This window comes from Pseudomonas sp. 31 R 17 (assembly GCF_900004915.1).
Lineage (GTDB): Bacteria > Pseudomonadota > Gammaproteobacteria > Pseudomonadales > Pseudomonadaceae > Aquipseudomonas > Aquipseudomonas orientalis_A.
Genome location: NZ_CVTN01000062.1, coordinates 196,059 through 215,628 on the forward strand (window position 1 = coordinate 196,059; position 19,570 = coordinate 215,628).

17 protein-coding genes are annotated in these 19,570 nt (G+C 60.9%); 8 read left to right on the plus strand and 9 right to left on the minus strand.

Annotated features, from left to right (window positions below):
* Window positions 1-314 precede the first annotated feature (314 nt).
* From BFP89_RS10850 to BFP89_RS10865, 4 genes are all read left to right on the plus strand, one after another.
* A complete protein-coding gene (locus BFP89_RS10850; RefSeq protein ID WP_065885477.1) occupies window positions 315-2,120 on the plus strand; it encodes a phenylacyl-CoA dehydrogenase in 1,806 nt (601 codons plus the stop codon).
* Between the two features lie 341 nt (window positions 2,121-2,461).
* Window positions 2,462-3,751, plus strand: a complete 1,290-nt coding sequence (locus BFP89_RS10855; RefSeq protein ID WP_065885478.1) for a GGDEF domain-containing protein — start codon at window positions 2,462-2,464, stop codon at window positions 3,749-3,751.
* A gap of 90 nt (window positions 3,752-3,841) precedes the next feature.
* Window positions 3,842-5,611 (plus strand): acyl-CoA dehydrogenase C-terminal domain-containing protein, encoded by a 1,770-nt coding sequence (locus tag BFP89_RS10860; RefSeq protein ID WP_065885479.1) that lies wholly within the window; start codon window positions 3,842-3,844, stop codon window positions 5,609-5,611.
* 145 nt (window positions 5,612-5,756) lie between these two features.
* On the plus strand, window positions 5,757-7,535 hold the full coding sequence (locus BFP89_RS10865) for an acyl-CoA dehydrogenase C-terminal domain-containing protein (protein WP_065885480.1): 1,779 nt from the start codon (window positions 5,757-5,759) through the stop codon (window positions 7,533-7,535).
* A 226-nt stretch (window positions 7,536-7,761) separates the two neighbouring features.
* Here the strand turns inward: BFP89_RS10865 and BFP89_RS10870 are convergent, their stop codons facing one another.
* Window positions 7,762-8,661 (minus strand): LysR family transcriptional regulator, encoded by a 900-nt coding sequence (locus BFP89_RS10870; protein WP_065885481.1) that lies wholly within the window; start codon window positions 8,659-8,661, stop codon window positions 7,762-7,764.
* Between the two features lie 209 nt (window positions 8,662-8,870).
* Between BFP89_RS10870 and BFP89_RS10875 the strand changes: the two genes are divergently transcribed.
* The 4 genes from BFP89_RS10875 (at window position 8,871) to BFP89_RS10890 (ending at window position 11,278) form a co-directional block, all read left to right on the plus strand.
* A complete protein-coding gene (locus BFP89_RS10875) occupies window positions 8,871-10,133 on the plus strand; it encodes an aspartate aminotransferase family protein (RefSeq protein WP_065885482.1) in 1,263 nt (420 codons plus the stop codon).
* Window positions 10,134-10,356: 223 nt separating this feature from the next.
* On the plus strand, window positions 10,357-10,722 hold the full coding sequence (locus BFP89_RS10880; protein ID WP_065885483.1) for a type II toxin-antitoxin system RelE/ParE family toxin: 366 nt from the start codon (window positions 10,357-10,359) through the stop codon (window positions 10,720-10,722).
* The gene (locus BFP89_RS10885; RefSeq protein ID WP_065885484.1) at window positions 10,706-11,026 is read left to right on the plus strand and encodes a helix-turn-helix domain-containing protein; all 321 of its coding nucleotides are present in this window, start codon (window positions 10,706-10,708) and stop codon (window positions 11,024-11,026) included. Before BFP89_RS10880 ends, BFP89_RS10885 begins: the two co-directional genes overlap by 17 nt.
* Window positions 11,027-11,119: 93 nt before the next feature.
* Window positions 11,120-11,278: a YqaE/Pmp3 family membrane protein gene (locus BFP89_RS10890; RefSeq protein ID WP_003194776.1), complete on the plus strand. Its 159-nt coding sequence runs from the start codon at window positions 11,120-11,122 to the stop codon at window positions 11,276-11,278.
* Window positions 11,279-11,283: 5 nt separating this feature from the next.
* On the opposite strand, the gene pqqE is transcribed toward BFP89_RS10890, so the two are convergent.
* From pqqE to BFP89_RS10930, 8 genes are all read right to left on the minus strand, one after another.
* Window positions 11,284-12,465, minus strand: coding sequence for a pyrroloquinoline quinone biosynthesis protein PqqE (gene pqqE / locus BFP89_RS10895; protein ID WP_065885485.1), 1,182 nt, complete (start codon window positions 12,463-12,465; stop codon window positions 11,284-11,286).
* Window positions 12,407-12,682, minus strand: a complete 276-nt coding sequence (gene pqqD, locus BFP89_RS10900) for a pyrroloquinoline quinone biosynthesis peptide chaperone PqqD (RefSeq protein ID WP_065885486.1) — start codon at window positions 12,680-12,682, stop codon at window positions 12,407-12,409. Before pqqD ends, pqqE begins: the two co-directional genes overlap by 59 nt.
* Complete coding sequence (gene pqqC / locus BFP89_RS10905; RefSeq protein WP_065885487.1) at window positions 12,679-13,431, minus strand: pyrroloquinoline-quinone synthase PqqC; 753 nt, start codon at window positions 13,429-13,431, stop codon at window positions 12,679-12,681. The genes pqqD and pqqC overlap by 4 nt, the downstream gene beginning before the upstream one ends.
* Window positions 13,432-13,441: 10 nt before the next feature.
* Complete coding sequence (pqqB, locus tag BFP89_RS10910) at window positions 13,442-14,353, minus strand: pyrroloquinoline quinone biosynthesis protein PqqB (RefSeq protein ID WP_065885488.1); 912 nt, start codon at window positions 14,351-14,353, stop codon at window positions 13,442-13,444.
* A gap of 70 nt (window positions 14,354-14,423) precedes the next feature.
* Complete coding sequence (gene pqqA, locus BFP89_RS10915) at window positions 14,424-14,498, minus strand: pyrroloquinoline quinone precursor peptide PqqA (RefSeq protein WP_003194766.1); 75 nt, start codon at window positions 14,496-14,498, stop codon at window positions 14,424-14,426.
* Window positions 14,499-14,657: 159 nt separating this feature from the next.
* Entirely contained in the window at window positions 14,658-17,033 is a 2,376-nt protein-coding gene (gene pqqF / locus BFP89_RS10920; protein ID WP_065885489.1) for a pyrroloquinoline quinone biosynthesis protein PqqF, read from the minus strand.
* A gap of 48 nt (window positions 17,034-17,081) precedes the next feature.
* On the minus strand, window positions 17,082-17,876 hold the full coding sequence (locus BFP89_RS10925; RefSeq protein ID WP_065885490.1) for a carbon-nitrogen hydrolase family protein: 795 nt from the start codon (window positions 17,874-17,876) through the stop codon (window positions 17,082-17,084).
* A 10-nt stretch (window positions 17,877-17,886) separates the two neighbouring features.
* Window positions 17,887-19,569 (minus strand): flavin monoamine oxidase family protein, encoded by a 1,683-nt coding sequence (locus tag BFP89_RS10930; protein ID WP_065885542.1) that lies wholly within the window; start codon window positions 19,567-19,569, stop codon window positions 17,887-17,889.
* Between the last annotated feature and the right edge of the window lies 1 nt (window position 19,570).

Below are 19,570 nucleotides of genomic sequence, written 5' to 3' on the forward strand. Positions count from 1 at the left end.
AGTGGCCGTGACCTAAATAACGGATATGTACTCGGTCTGATCCAAGATACTGGCCAGCCCTGAGGCCGCCATCGGGGGCAAGCCCCCTCCCACATTTGTTTTGTGCCCTCTCGCTTAACTCCTACACTCCCTAATCATGTGGCATCACGCCACGGGCTTTGCTGTGCGCGCCATTGACCCGCATCAAGACAAACGGCATCGGGCCGACGCTTGACAACCCAAGGTCGTAAACGTATGTTTCAAACACCTGTTTGACCGCCATCATCCTTTCACGCGGTTGCTCATCCCAGATACATCAGCAGAGGTTTATCGCTATGCCTGACTACAAGGCCCCCTTGCGTGATATTCGCTTCGTTCGTGACGAACTGCTCGGTTATGAAGCGCACTATCAGAGCCTGCCGGCTTGCCAGGACGCTACCCCGGACATGGTTGACGCCATTCTCGAAGAAGGCGCCAAGTTCTGTGAGCAAGTGCTGGCGCCGCTGAACCGCGTGGGTGACATCGAAGGGTGTACCTGGAGCGAGTCAGGCGTTAAAACCCCTGCCGGTTTCAAAGAAGCCTACAAACAGTTCGTCGAAGGCGGCTGGCCAAGCCTGGCCCATGACGTGGAGCACGGTGGACAAGGCCTGCCGGAGTCCCTGGGCCTTGCCGTGAGTGAAATGGTCGGCGAAGCCAACTGGTCGTGGGGCATGTACCCAGGCCTGTCCCACGGCGCGATGAACACTATTTCCGAGCACGGCACGCCGGAGCAGCAAGAGGCCTACCTGACCAAGCTGGTGTCGGGCGAGTGGACCGGCACCATGTGCCTGACCGAGCCGCACTGCGGCACCGACCTGGGCATGCTGCGCACCAAGGCCGAACCTCAGGCTGACGGTTCCTACAAAGTCTCCGGCACCAAGATCTTCATCTCGGCCGGTGAGCACGACATGGCCGACAACATCGTCCACATCGTGCTGGCGCGCCTGCCGGATGCACCGGCCGGTACCAAGGGTATCTCGCTGTTTATCGTGCCCAAATTCCTGCCCAACGCCGATGGCTCGATCGGTGAGCGCAACGCGGTGACCTGTGGCTCCCTGGAGCACAAGATGGGCATCCACGGCAACGCCACCTGCGTGATGAACTTCGACGCGGCCACCGGTTACCTGATCGGCCCGGCGAACAAAGGCCTGAATTGCATGTTCACCTTCATGAACACCGCTCGCCTGGGGACCGCGCTGCAAGGCCTGGCCCACGCCGAGATCGGTTTCCAGGGTGGCCTGAAATATGCGCGTGACCGCCTGCAAATGCGTTCCCTGACCGGCCCGAAAGCGCCGGAAAAAGCCGCCGACCCGATCATCGTGCACCCTGACGTGCGCCGCATGCTGCTGACCATGAAAGCCTTTGCTGAAGGCAACCGTGCGATGGTGTACTTCACCGCCAAGCAAGTGGACATCGTCAAGTACGGCACCGATGACGAAGCCAAGAAACAGGCCGATGGCCTGCTGGCCTTCATGACCCCGATCGCCAAGGCGTTCATGACCGAAGTCGGTTTCGAGTCTGCCAACCACGGCGTACAGATCTACGGCGGTCACGGCTTCATCGCCGAGTGGGGCATGGAGCAGAACGTTCGCGACAGCCGCATTTCGATGCTGTACGAAGGCACCACCGGTATCCAGGCCCTGGACCTGCTCGGCCGTAAAGTGCTGATGACCCAGGGCGAAGCGCTCAAGGGTTTCACCAAGATCGTGCACAAGTTCTGCCAGGCCAACGAAGGCAACGAAGCCGTCAAGGAATTCGTTGCACCGCTGGCGGCGCTGAACAAAGAGTGGGGCGAGTTGACCATGAAGGTCGGCATGGCCGCGATGAAAGACCGTGAAGAAGTCGGTGCCGCCTCGGTGGACTACCTGATGTACTCCGGCTACGCATGCCTGGCTTACTTCTGGGCCGACATGGCGCGCCTGGCTGCCGAGAAACTGGCCGCCGGCACCAGCGAAGAGGCGTTCTACACCGCCAAGCTGCAGACCGCGCGCTTCTACTTCCAGCGCATCCTGCCGCGTACCCGCACCCATGTAGCGACCATGCTGTCGGGCGCCAAAAACCTGATGGACATGAAAGAAGAAGACTTCGGCCTGGCTTACTAAGCCTTACCGGGTTCAGAAAAACCGCTTCCTTCCGGGGAAGCGGTTTTTTTTGTGTGTGCGAAGGCCGCTGACCAAGCATTGAAATGCGGTGAATGTGGGAGGGGGCTTGCTCCCGATTGCAGTGTGACAGCCGCCAAATCGTGTAGCTGACATACCGCAATCGGGAGCAAGCCCCTCCCCACATGCGTTCTGTGCCGATCCGAAAAATGCGCGCTGACGCTAAGGCTTTAATGAAGCGTGCCGTTACAGTGATGGCAATGTGATACAGGTCGGACGGGTTGTGTTTAACTGGCTGTGTAGAAGCACCATGCCATTACTTTTTGCGGGTCGGAGTTCTACCCTTGTTACGCGTGTCCGCTGTGCGGTTCAGTCATTTCCTACCCTCGTTGCTGCTGTTGATGGCTGGGCTCTCGGCTGCTTATCTCAAGGACCTCAACGTTTTCTTCACCTCGCTGTTCAACGTGCTGCCGACCCTGGTGCTGTTGCTCGGCGGAGCGTACTGCGCGGTGTATCGGCGCCAGCGTGAGTTGTTCCTGATGGTCACGGTGTACGTCGTCTATTTCCTGCTGGACACCCAGACCGATTTCTACCGCGACAATGGTCGCGTGCGCGAAGACGCCGCCGTCGTGTTTCACCTGTGCTGCCTGCTGCTGCCGTTGCTGTTCAGCGTGTACGCGCTGTGGCAGGAAAAGACTCACCTGTTCCGTGACTTCGTCGCACGTTGCGCGGTGCTGTTGGCCGTCGGCAGCGTGGCGTTTGCGCTGGAGCAACGTTACCCACAGGGCGTGCTGGACTGGCTGGCCGAGATTCGCTGGCCGGCGCTGCATGGCGCGTGGATGAGCTTGATCCAGCTTTCATACCCGATGTTTCTGATTGGCTTTATCACCCTGGCCGCCCAGTACTGGTATCAGCCGCGCCCGCTGCACGCTGCGCAATTGGTGGGGTTGCTGGGGATGTTCTGGATGCTGCCGCAAACCTTCATCCTGCCGTTTACGCTCAACATCATGTGCAGCCAGGTGATGCTGATGATCGCTGCCGGTGTGGCGCATGAGGCGTATCAAATGGCCTTTCGCGATGAGCTGACCGGCTTGCCGGGCCGCCGCGCCCTGAACGAACGCATGCAGCGGCTGGGGCGCAACTATGTGTTGGCGATGAGCGATGTGGACCACTTCAAGCGTTTCAACGATACCCACGGCCATGACGTGGGCGACCAGGTGTTGCGCCTGGTGGCGAGCAAACTGTCCAAGGTCAGCGGCGGCGGGCGCGCCTACCGTTACGGCGGTGAAGAGTTCGCCGTGGTGTTTGCCGGCAAGAGCCTGGATGAATGCCTGCCGCACCTGGAGGCGATCCGCGAAAGCATAGCCACCTATGCGATCAAGTTGCGCAACCCGGACCGCCCCAATGACGACCATCAAGGTCGCCAGCGTCGGGCCGCCAGTGGTGCGTCCAGTGTGTCGGTGACGGTCAGCATCGGCGTGGCCGAGCGTCAGGCCGAGCAGCGTAGTCCTGAAGAAGTGCTCAAGTGCGCCGATCAGGCGCTCTATGCCGCCAAGGGCGCCGGGCGCAATTGCGTGATCGCGGCCGGGCAGAACCGTCGCGGCGCCGTGCGCATGGAAAACGCTGCCGGTTGAGTAATGGCGCTGTATTCAGCAGCGCTACAGTGATTGTTCGCGGCGTTGGCCGGCAGTAGGTTGAGTCTATCTGCCGCCGGAGACATCGCCATGCCTGAGTACAAAGCTCCCCTGCGCGACATGCGCTTTCTGATCGATAACGTGTTCGATTTCCATGGTCACTACGCGGCCCTGGGCGCGACGGACGCCAGCCCCGACATGGTCAGTGCGATTCTCGAAGAAGGCGCGAAGTTCTGCGAAAACGTCCTCGCGCCGCTCAATCGCAGCGGCGACGAGGAGGGCTGCCATTTCGACAATGGCGTCGTGACCACACCCAAGGGCTTCAAGCAAGCCTTCGCCCAGTACGTCGAAGGCGGCTGGCACGGCGTGGCAGCGGACCCGGCCTACGGCGGCCAGGGGTTGCCGCAGTCCCTCGGGCTGGTGCTGAGCGAGATGATCGGCTCCAGCAATACGTCCTGGGGCATGTACCCGGGCCTGACTCACGGCGCAATGTCGGCGATCCACGCCCACGGCACCGACGAACAGAAAGCCACGTACCTGCACAAACTCACCGCCGGCGAGTGGACCGGCACCATGTGCCTGACCGAGGCCCACTGCGGCACCGACCTGGGTTTGATCAAGACCCGCGCGGTTCCCCAGGCCGATGGCAGTTATGCACTCACCGGCAGCAAGATCTTCATCTCGGCCGGTGAGCACGACATGAGTGCCAATATCATCCATCTGGTGCTGGCCAAGCTGCCGGATGCACCGGCGGGGACCAAAGGCATCTCGTTGTTCATCGTGCCCAAGTTTCATGCCGATTCCGGCGAACGCAACGCCGTGCAGTGCGGCTCCATCGAACACAAGATGGGCATCAAGGCTTCGGCCACCTGTGTGCTGAACTTCGACGGCGCCAGGGGTTTCCTGATTGGCGAAGCCAACAAAGGCCTCAACTGCATGTTCACCATGATGAACCACGCACGCCTGGGCACCGGGATGCAGGGGCTGTGCAATGGCGAGGCAAGCTTTCAGGGCGCGATCAAATATGCCGGGGAGCGCCTGCAAATGCGCTCGCTGACCGGCGCCAAGGCCCCGGACAAACCCGCCGACCCGATCATCGTGCATGCCGATGTACGCCGCATGTTGCTGACCATGAAAGCCTTCAACGAAGGCAATCGTGCGCTGACCTACTTCACCGCCCAGTTGCTCGATACCGCGCACCTGAGCAGCGACGCCTGCCAGCGCCAGGAGGCCGAGGACCTGTTGGCCTTCCTCACGCCGATCTGCAAAGCCTTCATGACCGAAACCGGGCTGGAGGTGACCAACCACGGTATGCAGGTGTTCGGCGGCCATGGCTATATTCGCGAGTGGGGCATGGAGCAACTGGCGCGTGATGCGCGGATTGCGCCGATCTACGAAGGCACCAACGGCATCCAGGCGCTCGATCTGCTGGGGCGCAAGGTGCTGGGCAGCCAGGGCAAGTTGCTGCGCGGCTTTACCAGAATCGTGCATAAGTTCTGCGCCGCCCATGCCGAGCATGCGCAACTCAAGGCCCATGTCGAACAGCTCAACCAGTTGAACCAGCAATGGGGTGAGCTGACGTTGAAGGTCGGTACGGCAGCGATGAGCAATCCCGACGAAGTGGGAGCGGCGGCCATGGACTACCTGATGTACAGCGGCTACATCATCCTCGCCTACCTGTGGTTGCGCATGGCGATTGCGGCGCAGGCGCACGACGACCCAGGGTTTGCCCAGGCCAAGCAGGCCACGTGTGACTTTTATTTCAAGCGCCTGTTACCGCGCACCACGATGCACAGGGCTGCCGTGGAGGCGGGCAGCGAATGCCTGATGAGCCTGCCGGCGCAGGCATTCGCATTGTAAACGTGCGGCAACAGCCTGGTTCGTGACTTACAAATACTTGTCGGTCACGAACGGACCCTATGTGTCTTAAACGTTGTTCGGGTACACTCGGAGCCTGTAAAACCGATCCTATCGAATCACTTTTCACGTTCTCACGAGGTTTGCCATGGCTGATTACAAAGCGCCGTTGCGTGATATGCGCTTCGTCCTCAACGAAGTTTTTGACGTCGCCACCACCTGGGCGCAGTTGCCTGCCCTGGCAGACACGGTTGACGCCGAAACCGTTGAAGCCATCCTCGAAGAGGCCGGCAAGGTCACCGCCAAGTCCATCGCGCCGTTAAGCCGTGGCGGCGATGAGCAAGGCTGCCGCTGGGTGGACAGTGTCGTCAGCACGCCGGACGGTTTCCCACAGGCTTACGCGACCTATGCCGAAGGCGGCTGGGTGGGCGTCGGCGGCGACCCGGCGTACGGCGGCATGGGCATGCCCAAGGCGGTGTCGGCGCAGGTCGAGGAGATGATCAATTCGTCCAGCCTGGCGTTCGGCCTGTACCCGATGTTGACCTCGGGCGCTTGCGTGTCGATCAATACCCACGCCAGCGACGAACTCAAGGCCACCTACCTGCCGAAGATGTATTCCGGCGAATGGGCCGGTTCCATGTGCCTGACCGAAGCCCATGCCGGTACCGACCTGGGCATGATTCGCACCAAGGCCGAGCCGCAGGCGGATGGTTCCTACAAAGTCAGCGGCACCAAGATTTTCATTACCGGCGGTGAACACGACCTGACCGAAAACATCATCCACCTGGTGTTGGCCAAGCTTCCTGACGCACCGGCGGGGCCCAAGGGCATCTCGCTGTTCCTGGTCCCCAAGTTCATGGTGAATGCCGACGGCAGCCTCGGTGCCCGCAACCCGGTGACCTGCGGCTCGATCGAACACAAGATGGGCATCCAGGCCTCCGCGACGTGCGTGATGAACTTCGACGAAGCCGTCGGCTACCTCGTCGGTGAGCCCGACCGTGGCTTGGCGGCGATGTTCACCATGATGAACTACGAGCGCCTGGGGGTAGGTATCCAGGGCCTGGCTTCCGGCGAGCGCTCCTATCAGAACGCGATTGAATATGCCCGCGATCGGGTGCAGAGCCGTTCGCCATTGGGCGCCCAAGCCAAGGATAAACCGGCCGATCCGATCATCGTGCACCCGGACGTGCGCCGCATGCTGCTGACCATGAAAGCGGCGAACGAGGGCGGTCGTGCGTTCTCCACCTATGTGGCCACGCAGTTGGACATCGCCAAGTTCAGCGAAGACGCTGCTGCCCGTGAGCGCGCCGACAACCTGGTGGCGCTGCTGACGCCGGTCGCCAAGGCGTTTCTCAGCGACCTGGGCCTGGAAACCACCGTGCTCGGCCAGCAAGTGTTCGGTGGCCACGGCTACATTCGCGAGTGGGGTCAGGAGCAATTGGTGCGTGACGTGCGCATTACCCAGATCTACGAAGGCACCAATGGTATCCAGGCACTGGATTTGATGGGCCGCAAGATTGTCGGCAGCGGCGGTGCGTTCTACACCTTGTTCGCCGATGAGATCCGCCAGTTCATCGCCAGTGCCGGCGCGCAACTGGGCGAGTTCACCCGCCCGCTCGGCGCGGCGGTGGACAGCCTGGATGAATTGACCGCCTGGGTGCTGGACCGTGCCAAAACCAATCCGAATGAAATCGGCGCGGCATCGGTGGAATACCTGCACGCGTTTGGTTACATGGCGTATGCCTATATGTGGGCACGCATGGCCAAGGCCGCGTTGGGCAAAGAGACCGAAGACGATTTCTATGCCAGCAAGCTGGGCACGGCGCGCTTTTACTTTGCGCGCCTGTTGCCGCGTATTCATTCGTTGAGCGCGTCGGTGAAAGCCGGTAGCGAGTCGCTGTTCCTGATGGATGAAGCACTGTTCTAGGGGCGAAGCGTGCGTGTAAGCAATCTCTTACATGACGTGCTGCTAATCGTCCTCTATCGCCAAATTGGATCCACGGATAATCTACTTCACATGGACGTCGCGCAGGAAGCGCAAAGCAACAACACGGACACGTAGGATTCTGCCAGGATGGCGGAGTGAAATGGATGTCAGGGAAACAGTCTGCAAAGCCCCGCTTCGGCGGGGTTTTCTTTTGCCCGCGAAAAAGTCAGGCGCCTGCCTGCGGGGCATTCATCACGTCTTCGAGCAACGTGCGCAGCAACGCCACCGTCGCTTGCTGGCGCTGCACGTCACGGCACACCAAACCGACTTTCAACGGCACCCTGGGTTCGCTCAAGGGTTTCCACAGCAGCGACTGGCTGTTGTGTTCGTCCTGGGAACGCCCCGGCAACACAGTGGCCAACTGCGTATGAGGCAGGCTGTCGAGAATCCCCGCCATGGTATTGAGCTCGGCCTGCACCTGCGGGCGTCGGCCCAGGTTGGCCAACTGACCCTGCCAGATCTGCCGTACCTGGAATTCCTCCCCCAGCAGCAACATCGGCAACTCCGCTGCCTGTTTCAGCGAGACCTTCTTGAATTCCCGCAAGGGATGTTGCTCAGGGATGACCACCTTCAATTCATCCTCGTACAACAACACGCCATGCAGGCCCGGTTGGCGGGGTGGCAGGTAGCTGATGCCGATGTCCAGCGAGCCGTTGAGCAGCCGCCGCTCGATCTCAAGCCCGGTCAATTCGTAGATCTGCACGACCAGGTGCGGTTGAGCCTTGCGCACCCGCTCGAGCATTTGCGGCACCAGGCTGGTGTGCACGGTTTGCAGCACACCGATGGCCAAGGTGCGCATCGCCTGGCCCTTGAAGTTACGCAACGCCTCCACGGCTTGCTGCATGCCGTCGATCAGGGGCAAGGCGTGGTTGTACAGCGTGTGTGCGGCGAGTGTGGGGAGCAGGCGCTTGCTGCTGCGTTCGAACAGACTCACGTCGAGGTTCTGCTCCAGTTGGCGAACCTGCTGCGACAAGGCTGGCTGGGAGATCGACAGACGCTCTGCGGCACGCCCTACGTGGCCTTCCTCATACACCGCGACGAAATAACGCAGTTGCTTGAAATCCATAAGATTTGCTTATCGAAAAAGCTGGAAAATCGAAATGGCCGTTGGCCTCCGAGCGGCCTAGTCTAGCGCCTATTCGCAGGGCTTACAGGGCCGAATCGGGCAATGACTCACGTTTTTGGTAATGGCGTTTACATAGGCAAGACAAAACACCGCGTCGCGCTATTGGTGCCCGACACCTACCCAGGTGCGGTTGCTATCGGGGCTGAACTGTGAACCTGTTCCGGCGTCCGGCGCCCAGTCTTGACGACCTGGTACTTCATGCTCCGCCTGATGATTTTCCCAGCCAATGCCTGATGCCCACTGTCGCGCGTCCCTGCGAAGTGTTTGTCCAGGGTCAAGGCGCCTGGCTTTCGGACAGTAACGGCCGTGCCTACCTCGATTTCAGCCAGGGCTGCGGCGCCAACAGCCTCGGCCACAGCCCACAAGCGGTGCGCGACGCCATCACCGAACAGATGCAAACCGTGATTAACCCGGGCATGGGCTTGTACAACCGGGCGCAGCTCGACCTGGTTGATCGCCTGTGCCATCACACCGGCAGCGATCAGGCCTACCTGCTCAACAGCGGTGCCCAGGCCTGCGAAGCCGCAATCAAACTGGCGCGCAAATGGGGCCAACTGCATCGCGGCGGCGCTTATCACATCATTACGGTGAGCAACGGCTGCCACGGCCAGAGTTTCGCCGCGATGTCGGCTTCGGCCGTTGCCTGGGAAAACCGTTTCGAGCCGCAATTGCCGGGTTTCAGTCATGTACCTTTCAACGATCTGCCGGCTTTGCACGCCGCCGTCGATGCGCATACCGTCGCCATCATGCTGGAGCCGATCCAAAGCGCCGCCGGTGTCATCCCTGCGACCGAACACTACCTCAAGGGCGTCGAACGTCTGTGCCGCGAACTGGGCATCCTGCTGATTCTCGATGAAGTGCAAACCGGGATCGGCCGCTGCGGCAGCCTGCTCGCCGAGCAGCAATATGGCATTCGCGCCGACATCATTGCCCTCGGCAAAGGCCTGGGGGGTGGCGTGCCCTTGGCGGCGCTACTGGCACGCGGCACCGCCTGTTGCTTCGAAACGGGCGAGCTGGACGGTACCCATCACGGCAATGCGCTGATGGCCGCAGCGGGGATCGCGGTGCTCGATGCCGTGTTGACCGACGACTTTCTCGAATACGTACGCGAATCCGGCCTCTACCTGGCAGAAGGCCTCGCCCGCCTGGCCTACCGTTACGAGCATGGGCAACTGCGCGGCAACGGACTGATATGGGGCCTGACGCTGTCGGACGATTGCGCGGCTGCGGTGGTAAAGGCCGCGCTGCACGAAGGCCTGATCCTCACGGCTGCGCAGCCGGATTGTCTGCGTTTCACCCCCGCCCTGAACATCAGCAAGAACCACATTGACGAAATGCTCCTGCGCCTGGCCCGTGCCTTCTCTCGGGTACGCACCGCCCAACTGCAATGCCGCAAGGGCATTGCCGTCTGACCCCATTTCCTGAACCGTCTCGCGGGATACGCGGCGCCTCCAGCCTGATTCTTTTGGCTGGGGGCGTTTTTTTGCGTGGGTAATTTTTGGACTGAAAAGGTTGCTTGTGCGTCGTCGGAAACAATGGCTTTTTAGCGGGCTTCGGCAAGGAATGTCGATGGGGGCGCCCAACGCCCTCTTCTAATCTATACCACTGAGTGGTATGTTTTCGAGAAGGATTTTCATGAAGCTCAGATTGTTCAAAACTCGGAATTTTGCGAAAGCAGCCAGCAAAGCTTGGATAAGCGATTCTGAGCTAAAAGAAGCATTCAGCGATTTACTGAACGGGCAGGCTGAAAATTTGGGCGGCGGCGTTTGGAAGAAGCGGCTGAACCAAAATCGCCATCGCTCCATTGTCCTGGCTAAAGGCAGGCACTACTGGGTCTACCAATTGCTGTTCGCCAAGCAGAGTCAGAGCAATATCAGTCAGCGTGAACTGGATGGCTTTCGGTTGCTTGCCAAGCTCTACGAAGACTTAAACCATGTCCAGATTCAGCAATTGCTGGATTTAAAAGAGTTTGTGGAGATACATCATGACCAGGAAATATAAAAGTGAGGCGCTTGAGTCTATTCACCAGTCCGCCGAAGCGCTTTATACAATTGGCGCCATCAGCAAAACCACGCTTCGTGAGTTCGACGAAACGTGTCTGGCAACGGTGCCTGCACATATGCCAGCCGAGCAGATCAAACACTTGCGTGAAAGCAGCCACGTCAGCCAGCCCGTGTTCGCGCGCTACCTGAACACCAGCGCATCGACTGTTAAGCAGTGGGAGTCCGGCGAAAAACAACCCAGCGGCATGGCGCTCAAGTTGTTGAGCATTGTTCAAAAGCATGGCCTGCAGATTCTGGCATGAGATGGCCCAATGCCAGAAACCACTGAACCCTCACGAAGCGCCAATGTCGATTAGCTACACGGCTCACACGAGCCGATTTTCTGGAGCTGACCCATGGACATCATTCGTATCATCATCGCCATTCTGCTGCCGCCACTGGGTGTGTTCCTGCAAGTAGGATTTGGCGGCGCATTCTGGCTGAACATCCTGCTGACCCTGTGCGGTTACTTCCCCGGCATCATTCACGCCGTGTACATCATCGCCAAGCGCTGAGGCCCTCAGCCTTTTGCGATGAGGCGTGAATTGCGCTCATTGCGAAACGCCAGCTGTTCAATGGTCTGGGTGGCATGTTCGGCTTCTTCCCGCGCTTGCAGGATAATGCCGTGCTGCTCGGACTTGCTGCACACCGGGTCTGCGTTACTCGCATCCCCGGTGAGCATGAAAGCCTGGCAGCGGCAGCCGCCGAAGTCCTTTTCCTTCTCATCGCATGAACGGCACGGCTCGGGCATCCAGTCGTAGCCGCGAAAGCGGTTGAACCCGAACGAGTCGTACCAGATGTGCTGCATGCTGTGGTCGCGCACATTGGGAAACTGCACCGGCATCTGTCGGGCACCATGACAGGGCAGGGCGGTACCGTCCGGCGTGACTGTCAGGAAAATACTGCCCCAGCCATTCATGCAGGCTTTCGGGCGTTCTTCGTAGTAATCCGGCGTGACAAAAATCAACTTGCACGGGTGGCCTTCGGCTTCGAGCCTGGCGCGGTATTCGTTGGTGATGCGTTCGGCGCGCACCAGTTGTTTCCGGGTCGGCAATAACCCCACACGGTTGAGCTGTGCCCAGCCGTAGAACTGGCAAGTGGCAAGCTCGACAAAGTCCGCCTCGAGCGCGATGCACAGCTCGATAATGCGGTCGATCTTGTCGATGTTATGCCGATGGGTGACGAAGTTCAGCACCATGGGATAACCGTGGGCTTTCACCGCGCGGGCCATTTCCAGCTTTTGCGCGAAGGCTTTCTTCGAACCGGCCAGCAGGTTGTTGACCTGTTCGTCGCTGGCCTGGAAGCTGATCTGGATATGGTCCAGGCCGGCCTTTTTGAAGTCGCTGATCTTCTGTTCGGTCAGGCCGATGCCGGAGGTGATCAGGTTGGTGTAGAAACCCAGCTTGCGTGCTTCACCGATCAACTCGGCCAGGTCCTGGCGCACCAGCGGTTCACCGCCGGAAAACCCAAGCTGCGCGGCGCCCATCTCGCGGGCCTCGCGAAATACCTTGATCCACTGTTCGGTGCTCAACTCCTTGCCCTGCTCGGCAAAATCCAGCGGGTTGGAACAGTACGGGCACTGCAGCGGGCAGCGGTAAGTCAGCTCGGCGAGCAGCCAGAGCGGCAGGCCGATAGCGGGTTTTTCAGGCAAGGGTAATCCAGTGCTCGGCACGGGCGACCTCCATGAATTGCTCGATGTCATCACCGAGTTCCGGCACGCCGGGGAATTGCTGGTCCAGCTCGGCGATGATGGCGGCCACGTCGCGCTCGCCGTCAATCAGTCCACCAATCAGCGCGGCGCTGTCGTTGAGCTTGATCATGCCTTCCGGGTAGAGCAGCACATGGCCTTTCTGTGCGGGCTCGTACTGATAGCGATAACCCGGGCGCCAGGTCGGTTTTTTGCTGCGATCAAAACTCATAGGGTGATCCCTTTATGCCAGACCCGCTCTGCGGTCACGCTGTGGTATGGCGGGCGGTTCAGTTCGTAGGCCATGCTCATGGCGTCGAGCATGCTCCACAGGATGTCCAGTTTGAACTGGAGAATTTCGAGCATGCGCTCCTGGCCTTCACGGGTGGTGTAGTGCTGCAGGGTGATCGCCAACCCGTGTTCCACATCGCGACGGGCCTGGCCCAGCCGGGTGCGGAAATATTCATAGCCGGCCGGGTCGATCCACGGGTAATGCTGCGGCCAGCTGTCGAGGCGCGACTGGTGGATCTGCGGCGCGAACAGTTCGGTCAACGAACTGCTGGCGGCCTCTTGCCAACTGGCACGGCGGGCGAAGTTGACGTAGGCATCTACCGCAAAACGTACGCCGGGCAGCACCAGTTCCTGGGAGCGCAGTTGGTCGGGATCGAGGCCGACGGCCTGGCCCAGGCGCAGCCAGGCTTCGATGCCGCCGTCTTCTCCGGGCGCGCCATCGTGATCGAGCAGGCGCTGGATCCATTCACGGCGGATTTCCCGGTCCGGGCAGTTGGCCAGGATCGCGGCGTCCTTCAGGGGAATGTTCACCTGATAGTAGAAGCGGTTGGCGACCCAGCCCTGGATCTGTTCGCGGGTGGCGCGGCCGTCGTACATCGCCACATGGTACGGGTGGTGGATGTGGTAGAAGGCACCTTTGGCGCGCAGGGCCTGTTCGAATGCTTCAGGGGTCATCGGTGTATCAGTCATCTGAGGTCTCCTACAACTCAATGCTCATGCCGTCGTAGGCTACTTCGACATTGCGCCGCACCAGCTCGGCTCGCTCGGGGGAGTCTTCATCGAGGATCGGGTTGGTGTTGTTGATGTGGATAAGCACTTTGCGCTGCTTTGGCAACTGCTCCAGCACTTCGAGCATACCGCCAGGACCGTTCTGCGCCAGGTGACCCATTTCGCGGCCGGTGCGAGTGCCGACGCCACGGCGCTGCATTTCGTCGTCGTCCCACATCGTGCCGTCCACCAGCAGGCAGTCGCTGCCGGCCATGATCTCCAGCAGCGGCGCGTCGACCTTGCCCAGGCCTGGGGCGTAGAACAGTTTGCCGCCGGTGCGCAGGTCTTCGACGATCAGGCCGATGTTGTCGCCCGGGTGCGGGTCGAAGCGATGCGGCGAATAAGGCGGCGCCGCGCTGCGCAGCGGCAGCGGGGTGAAGCGCAGGTTGGGGCACGCGTTGATGGTGAAGCTGGCGTCCAGCTCGATACGGTTCCAGGCCAGGCCGCCGTTCCAGTGAGTGAGCATGGTGAACAGCGGGAAGCCGGTACTCAGGTCTTCATGGACCATATCGGTGCACCACACCTGGTGCGGACAGCCCTCGCGCAGGCTCAGCAGGCCGGTGGTGTGATCGATCTGGCTGTCCATCAGGATGATCGCGCCGATGCCGGTGTCACGCAGGGCGCGGCCCGGTTGCATCGGCGCAAACCCCTGCAACTGCGCGCGGATGTCCGGCGACGCATTGCACAGCACCCAGTTCACACCATCGTCGGAAATCGCAATGGACGACTGGGTACGCGCCTGGGCCCGCAGGCTGCCATCACGAAAACCTGCGCAGTTCACGCAGTTGCAGTTCCACTGCGGGAAGCCACCGCCGGCGGCGGAACCTAGAATCTGGACAAACATGGTCGCTCCATCAGCAAAGCTCAAAACAAAAACGCCCCGGGCGAACCGAGGCGTTGTAGTACCCAGCGAATTAACGGCTGGCGAAGTACATGGTGACTTCGAAACCGATGCGCAGATCGGTGTAGGCAGGTTTGGACCAGGTCATATTCATACTCCTATCAAGGGATGGGGATGTTCACTACCAAGTAGTACATATAGTCCACCTCCCATGGGAGATGTTCAGATATTGCGTGTGAATATTACGCAATTCTTTTCGAGTTAGCGCTGTCTTGAAAGAAAAAGCCTGTTGCAGGGTTGGCAACGATCAATCGGCCGAGTGCCACGCCCCTCGGGCGCACGGCCCGTTGGCGAGGCAACGCCAGCCGCCTGTGGCGTCGTTCAGCTGTTGAGCGGCGCGCTGTACATCTTCCCGTGAGCGGGTTTGTATCAAATCTTGTAATTGCTCCAGGTAGTCCGATGGGCGGCCCGCCAGGTGTGCGTGCCACAGCAAATCGGCGGCTTGGGTGATAGGCAGTGACTGGACCGTGAATTGCTGCGCCAGCGCCTCGTTACCCATGTCGGTGCTGCGCTCGATCAATGACGGCAGTTGTGCCAGAAAGGTCTGCACCTGTTCGACGATTTCATCCAGGGAAGCGCTGGGCGACTGCACGCCGAACAGCAAGCCGGTTTGCCCATTGAGCTGTCGGATGCCGCTGAAAACCGCGTAGCCGATTTTTAGTTCAACGCGCAGGCGCTGATAGAACGGCCCTTGAAGCAGATGACCGAGCAAGCGCCAGGCGGCTTCATCGCTCAGGGCCTGGGTGAGTGTCGGGCAGAACAGCAACAGCGCTGCTTCGCCGGAATCGGTGTTTATCTCGTGCCAGAGACGCTGGCCCTGAAGATTTTCAGGCGGATACTGAAGCGGTGCAGGCTGCCCAGGCAGTCGTGCCGAGGCGGTTTTGATGGCCGCTTCACAGGCTGCCGGTAAACCTGCGCCCAGCCCATGCCAACGCGCGGTGGCCCATGGGTCTGGCGTCGCCTGCGGCGTTGGCTGAACACCGGCACAGCAACCGGGCAATGCCTTGAGCAGTTCGCGGATGGCGATCATCGGTGCCGAGGGCGGTGGCGGCAGATGTTCATCGGCAGTGGTCAAGCAGTGCGCCAGCGCTTCGAGCACGGCGGGCATGGGTTCGTGGACGCCAAGCATTTTTACCTGCCAGTCATTGGCGATGGTTTCGAAACACAACTCGACACCCGCCTGAGCGGCACGCTCGCGCAGCGGCTGCAACAGGTTTTCCAGACCGGCAGGCACGCCGCAGTCAAATCGCCAGCGCAGGTACAGTGCGCCTTCGTCAGTGTCATTGGCCGAGGCCTGGCTGAAGGTCAGCGCCGACAGGTCCCGTCGTCCCCGTGAGCGATCCTGGGCGAATGTACGCAAGCCACGGTGGGCGCTGGTTTGGCCGCGAATCAAGCCGGCCCGCTCTTCTTTGACGGGCGGGCGCAGAAACGGGTTATTTGGTGGAAGCTGCCACCCGCGCGTGGCAGGCCGCAGATGCAAGGCGTCGAGCATGGCCCTGAGGGCTGCGAGGCTTTGCTCCGATAAATCTTCGGTGTCGTTGCGTGCCAGCGCCAGGGCGCCCTGGACCTGCTGCTGGCGCGCACTGAGCAAGGCGAACTCTTCGCGTAACGGCGTCCAGTCGCTGTGTGCGAAAAAACTCAGCCAGTCGTACAACAGCGCCTCGATCTGTGTGGTCGAGTCGCTTTGGCTGTCGAGGGTAAAGTCGATATCCAGCACGGCCTGTCCGGCAAAGTGATACCGCACCGAGGCGTGCACTGCCGTTGCCAGGCGTCGATCCTTGAGTTCAGCGAGCAAGCCGCCCGGCGCCGCACTGTTGAGCCAGGTACAGAGAAACGCCAGCGCTTCGCGCGGTGCATCACAGGTGATGACCTGGTGCAGATGATGATCGGCAACGTGCTGATAGCCCCGCGTTTGCCCGGCCATCAGCGCCGGTGGCGCAGCCTGGGGATGCAGCGGGCCAGGGCTCAACTGCGTACTGAATTGCTGCGCCAGCGCTTCCAGGTCTTCCTGGGATTGCGGGCCGGCCAGGCTCAATGTCATCTGCCCGCTCTGATAGAAGCGCTGATGAAATTCGCGCAGCGCCTGCTGAAAGGTCTCACGTTCCACTGGCAGGCTGTCGCGATTGCCCGCATGAAAGCCGCGCAGCGGATGATCAGAGGCCAGGCCCTTTAGCAAGGCTACCTGTTGCTGCGCCTTGGCATCCTGAGACCAGGCCACGAACTCCGCATGCAGCACTTCGCGCTCGCGCAGTTGGTCGTCAATGGCCAGGCGAGGGTGCGTCAGCATGTCGGCCAAGCGCACCAGCCCTTCGTCGAAGGTCGACACCGGCAGCTCGAAAAAGAACTCGGTGACGCGCTCCCGGGTACTGGCATTCACTTGCCCGCCATGGCGCTGCACGTAGGCCATCAGCCCTTCGCCTGCGGGAAAACGCTCAGTTCCCAGAAACAACAAGTGCTCCAGAAAATGCGCCAGCCCCGGCCATGCCAACGGCGCGTCATGACTGCCCGCCGCCACGCGTAAAACGGCGGCGCAGCGCTTCAAGCGCGGCGCAGGGCGCAGGCAGAGGTGCAGGCCATTGGCCAAAGTCAGGTGCAGAGGGTGAGGGTGAACCGGCGCAGGCATGGGCACTTCCGAAACGGGGCAAGTGCCTATGCTAGCAAACCCGGTGGGTCAGGGCTTGTGCAGTGCGCCGTAAAGCTCGGGGCGACGGTCCTGCAAGTAGTGATTGGCGGCGCGGGCGTCGAGGATCGCTTGCCGCTCCAGCGTGCCGACGATCAACGTTTCATCCAGGCCCGCCTGGGCGATGCGCTGACCATCGGGCGCGGCAATGCTGCTTTGGCCGCAGTAGTGAATATCACCCTCGTGCCCGCAGTAATTGGCGTAGGCCACGAAACACTGGTTCTCGAACGCCCGCGCCCGCACGGTGACGTCGGCGACAAAGTCGAACGGCACCATATTGGCGGTGGGCACCAGGATCAACTCGGCACCGGCCAGGGCCAGGCGGCGCGTGTTTTCCGGGAACTCCAGGTCGTAGCAAATCAGGAAACCCAGCTTCCAGCCGTTCAATTCCACCAACGGGAAGTCGTCGTCACCGGCGCTGAACATCGAATGGTCCAGATCGCCAAACAGATGCGTCTTGCGGTAGTTGCACAGGCGTGTGCCATGGGCGTCGATCAACTGCACGGCGTTGTAGACCTGGCCATCCTCGGTCCGCTCCGGATAACCGTACAGAATCGCCAACCCGGCACTTTGCGCGATGTCGGCAATGGTTTGGGCAGACTCGCCATTCTGAGCCTCGGCCAAGGCGCCTGCTGCCTCGGCGCCAATGTTGTAGCCCGTGAGGAACATCTCCGGCAACACGAGCACATCGGCTCCCGCTGCTTCGTGCGCCAGTTGCCGCAGACGTGTGAGATTTCCGGCGACATCCAGCGGCAGTGGCGGGCATTGGTACAGGGCGACACGCATGTCAGGCTCCTTATTCGGGCAGGGCGATGGGCCCAATCTCGTCAAACACATCGCCGGGCCCCGGGTTTTCCGGGTGGGTGCTGCCGCCGAAGTGGGTCATGATGCCCCACACCGCGTTCAGCGAGGTCTGCACCGCGCCTTCAACCCAGGCCGGTGTCCAGGAAACGTCGTCGCCGGCGATAAAAATCCCACGTTGCTCGGCGGGCATGTCCTTCTGCATGAAGTGCGCATACATGCGCTGGTTATACCGATAGTGGCCGGGCAACGCGCCTTTGAAGGCGCCGAGGAAATGCGGGTCGGCTTCCCAGGACACAGTAATCGGGTCGCCGATGATGCGCGCCTTGATGTCGACTTTCGGGTAGATCTTGGCCAGCGCGTCGAGTGCCAGCTTGACCCGCTTATCGATGGGCTGGGGCAGCATTTTCAGCGCGTCGCTCATCCACGAGTAGGACAGGCAGATCACGCCCGGCTTGTCGTCGCCGTTATCGAACAGATAGGTGCCACGGGTCAGGCGGTCGGTGAGGGTCATGCTCATCAGGTCGCGGCCGGTTTGCGGGTCTTTGTCTTTCCAGAACGGGCGGTCGACCATGACGAAGGTTTTCGACGACTGCATGTAACGAGTGCGGTCCAGGGCCATCCACATTTTTTGCGAGAACAGGGTTTCGTCGCATTCGATCTGGGTGGTCAGCAGCCAGCTTTGGCAGGTGGTCAGGACGGCGGCGTACTCGCGGGTGTCACCGTAGTTGTCGGTGACGGCGAAACGACCGTCGGCGGCGTGGGCGATGCGCTTCACCCCGGCCCGTGGCGCGCCTCTGTGCAATGAGCTCAGGCTGGTGCCGGCTGGCCAGTGGGCACAGCGCTCGGGTACGTGACGCCAAATGCCCATGGGCACTTGCGCCACACCGCCGACCACCAGGTGTTGATGGTCGTCACAGTTGGTCATTACCACGCGGAAGATTTCCAGCATCGAGTTGGGGAAGTCCGAGTCCCAGCCGCCGGTGCCGAAACCGACCTGGCCGAAGACTTCGCGATGATGGAACGACAGCTTGGCGAACGCTTTGGAGGTGGCGACGAAGTCATAGAAGGTGCGGTCGTCCCACAGCGGCACCAGCTTATTCCACAGTGCCTTGAGGCGCGGCACGTCGCGGTCGCGGATCGCTTGCTGGATATCGCTGAACTGCGAACCGGCTTCCAGGGCGTCGGCCCAGGCGTCGGCCACTTCCTGGAATAGCGCAGGCAAGTCGGACAGTTTTTGCGCGTAGTGGGTCTGGCCTTCCAGATCGATGACGGTACTGCCTGATGCCGGCGTCAGCGGGTTGGGGAAGGGTTTGGTTTCCAGGCCCAGTTTGTCCACATAGTGATAGAAGGCGGTGGACGACACTGGAAAACGCATCCCACCCAACTCGGCGATAATCCCTTCGGCGCCTTCAAAAGCCTGGGAGCGCAGGCGACCGCCCATCTTCGAGGCTTCGTACACCACCGGCTTCAAGCCCAGCTTCATCAGTTCGTAGGCCGCCACCAGCCCCGCAATGCCGGCGCCCACGATCGCCACTTCAGCGCCGTGATTGGCGGCAGGAATGCTGCCCAGGCCGGCGGGATGCTCGATCCAGTCATCAAAGGCAAACGGAAAATCCGGGCCGAAGATAGTGATGGGTTTTTTACCGTCAGTGGGGTGGCGATGGGGCTTGGCGATG

What these genes read in the sequence shown, in the direction of transcription:
- BFP89_RS10850 (WP_065885477.1), top strand. Translation starts at nt 315, where the DNA reads ATGCCTGACTACAAGGCCCCCTTGCGTGATATTCGCTTCGTTCGTGAC.
- BFP89_RS10860 (WP_065885479.1), top strand. Translation starts at nt 3,842, where the DNA reads ATGCCTGAGTACAAAGCTCCCCTGCGCGACATGCGCTTTCTGATCGAT.
- BFP89_RS10865 (WP_065885480.1), top strand. Translation starts at nt 5,757, where the DNA reads ATGGCTGATTACAAAGCGCCGTTGCGTGATATGCGCTTCGTCCTCAAC.
- BFP89_RS10870 (WP_065885481.1), bottom strand. Translation starts at nt 8,661, where the DNA reads ATGGATTTCAAGCAACTGCGTTATTTCGTCGCGGTGTATGAGGAAGGC.
- BFP89_RS10880 (WP_065885483.1), top strand. Translation starts at nt 10,357, where the DNA reads ATGAAGCTCAGATTGTTCAAAACTCGGAATTTTGCGAAAGCAGCCAGC.
- BFP89_RS10885 (WP_065885484.1), top strand. Translation starts at nt 10,706, where the DNA reads ATGACCAGGAAATATAAAAGTGAGGCGCTTGAGTCTATTCACCAGTCC.
- BFP89_RS10890 (WP_003194776.1), top strand. Translation starts at nt 11,120, where the DNA reads ATGGACATCATTCGTATCATCATCGCCATTCTGCTGCCGCCACTGGGT.
- pqqE (WP_065885485.1), bottom strand. Translation starts at nt 12,465, where the DNA reads ATGACATCGAGCAATTCATGGAGGTCGCCCGTGCCGAGCACTGGATTA.
- pqqD (WP_065885486.1), bottom strand. Translation starts at nt 12,682, where the DNA reads ATGAGTTTTGATCGCAGCAAAAAACCGACCTGGCGCCCGGGTTATCGC.
- pqqC (WP_065885487.1), bottom strand. Translation starts at nt 13,431, where the DNA reads ATGACTGATACACCGATGACCCCTGAAGCATTCGAACAGGCCCTGCGC.
- pqqB (WP_065885488.1), bottom strand. Translation starts at nt 14,353, where the DNA reads ATGTTTGTCCAGATTCTAGGTTCCGCCGCCGGCGGTGGCTTCCCGCAG.
- pqqF (WP_065885489.1), bottom strand. Translation starts at nt 17,033, where the DNA reads ATGCCTGCGCCGGTTCACCCTCACCCTCTGCACCTGACTTTGGCCAAT.
- BFP89_RS10925 (WP_065885490.1), bottom strand. Translation starts at nt 17,876, where the DNA reads ATGCGTGTCGCCCTGTACCAATGCCCGCCACTGCCGCTGGATGTCGCC.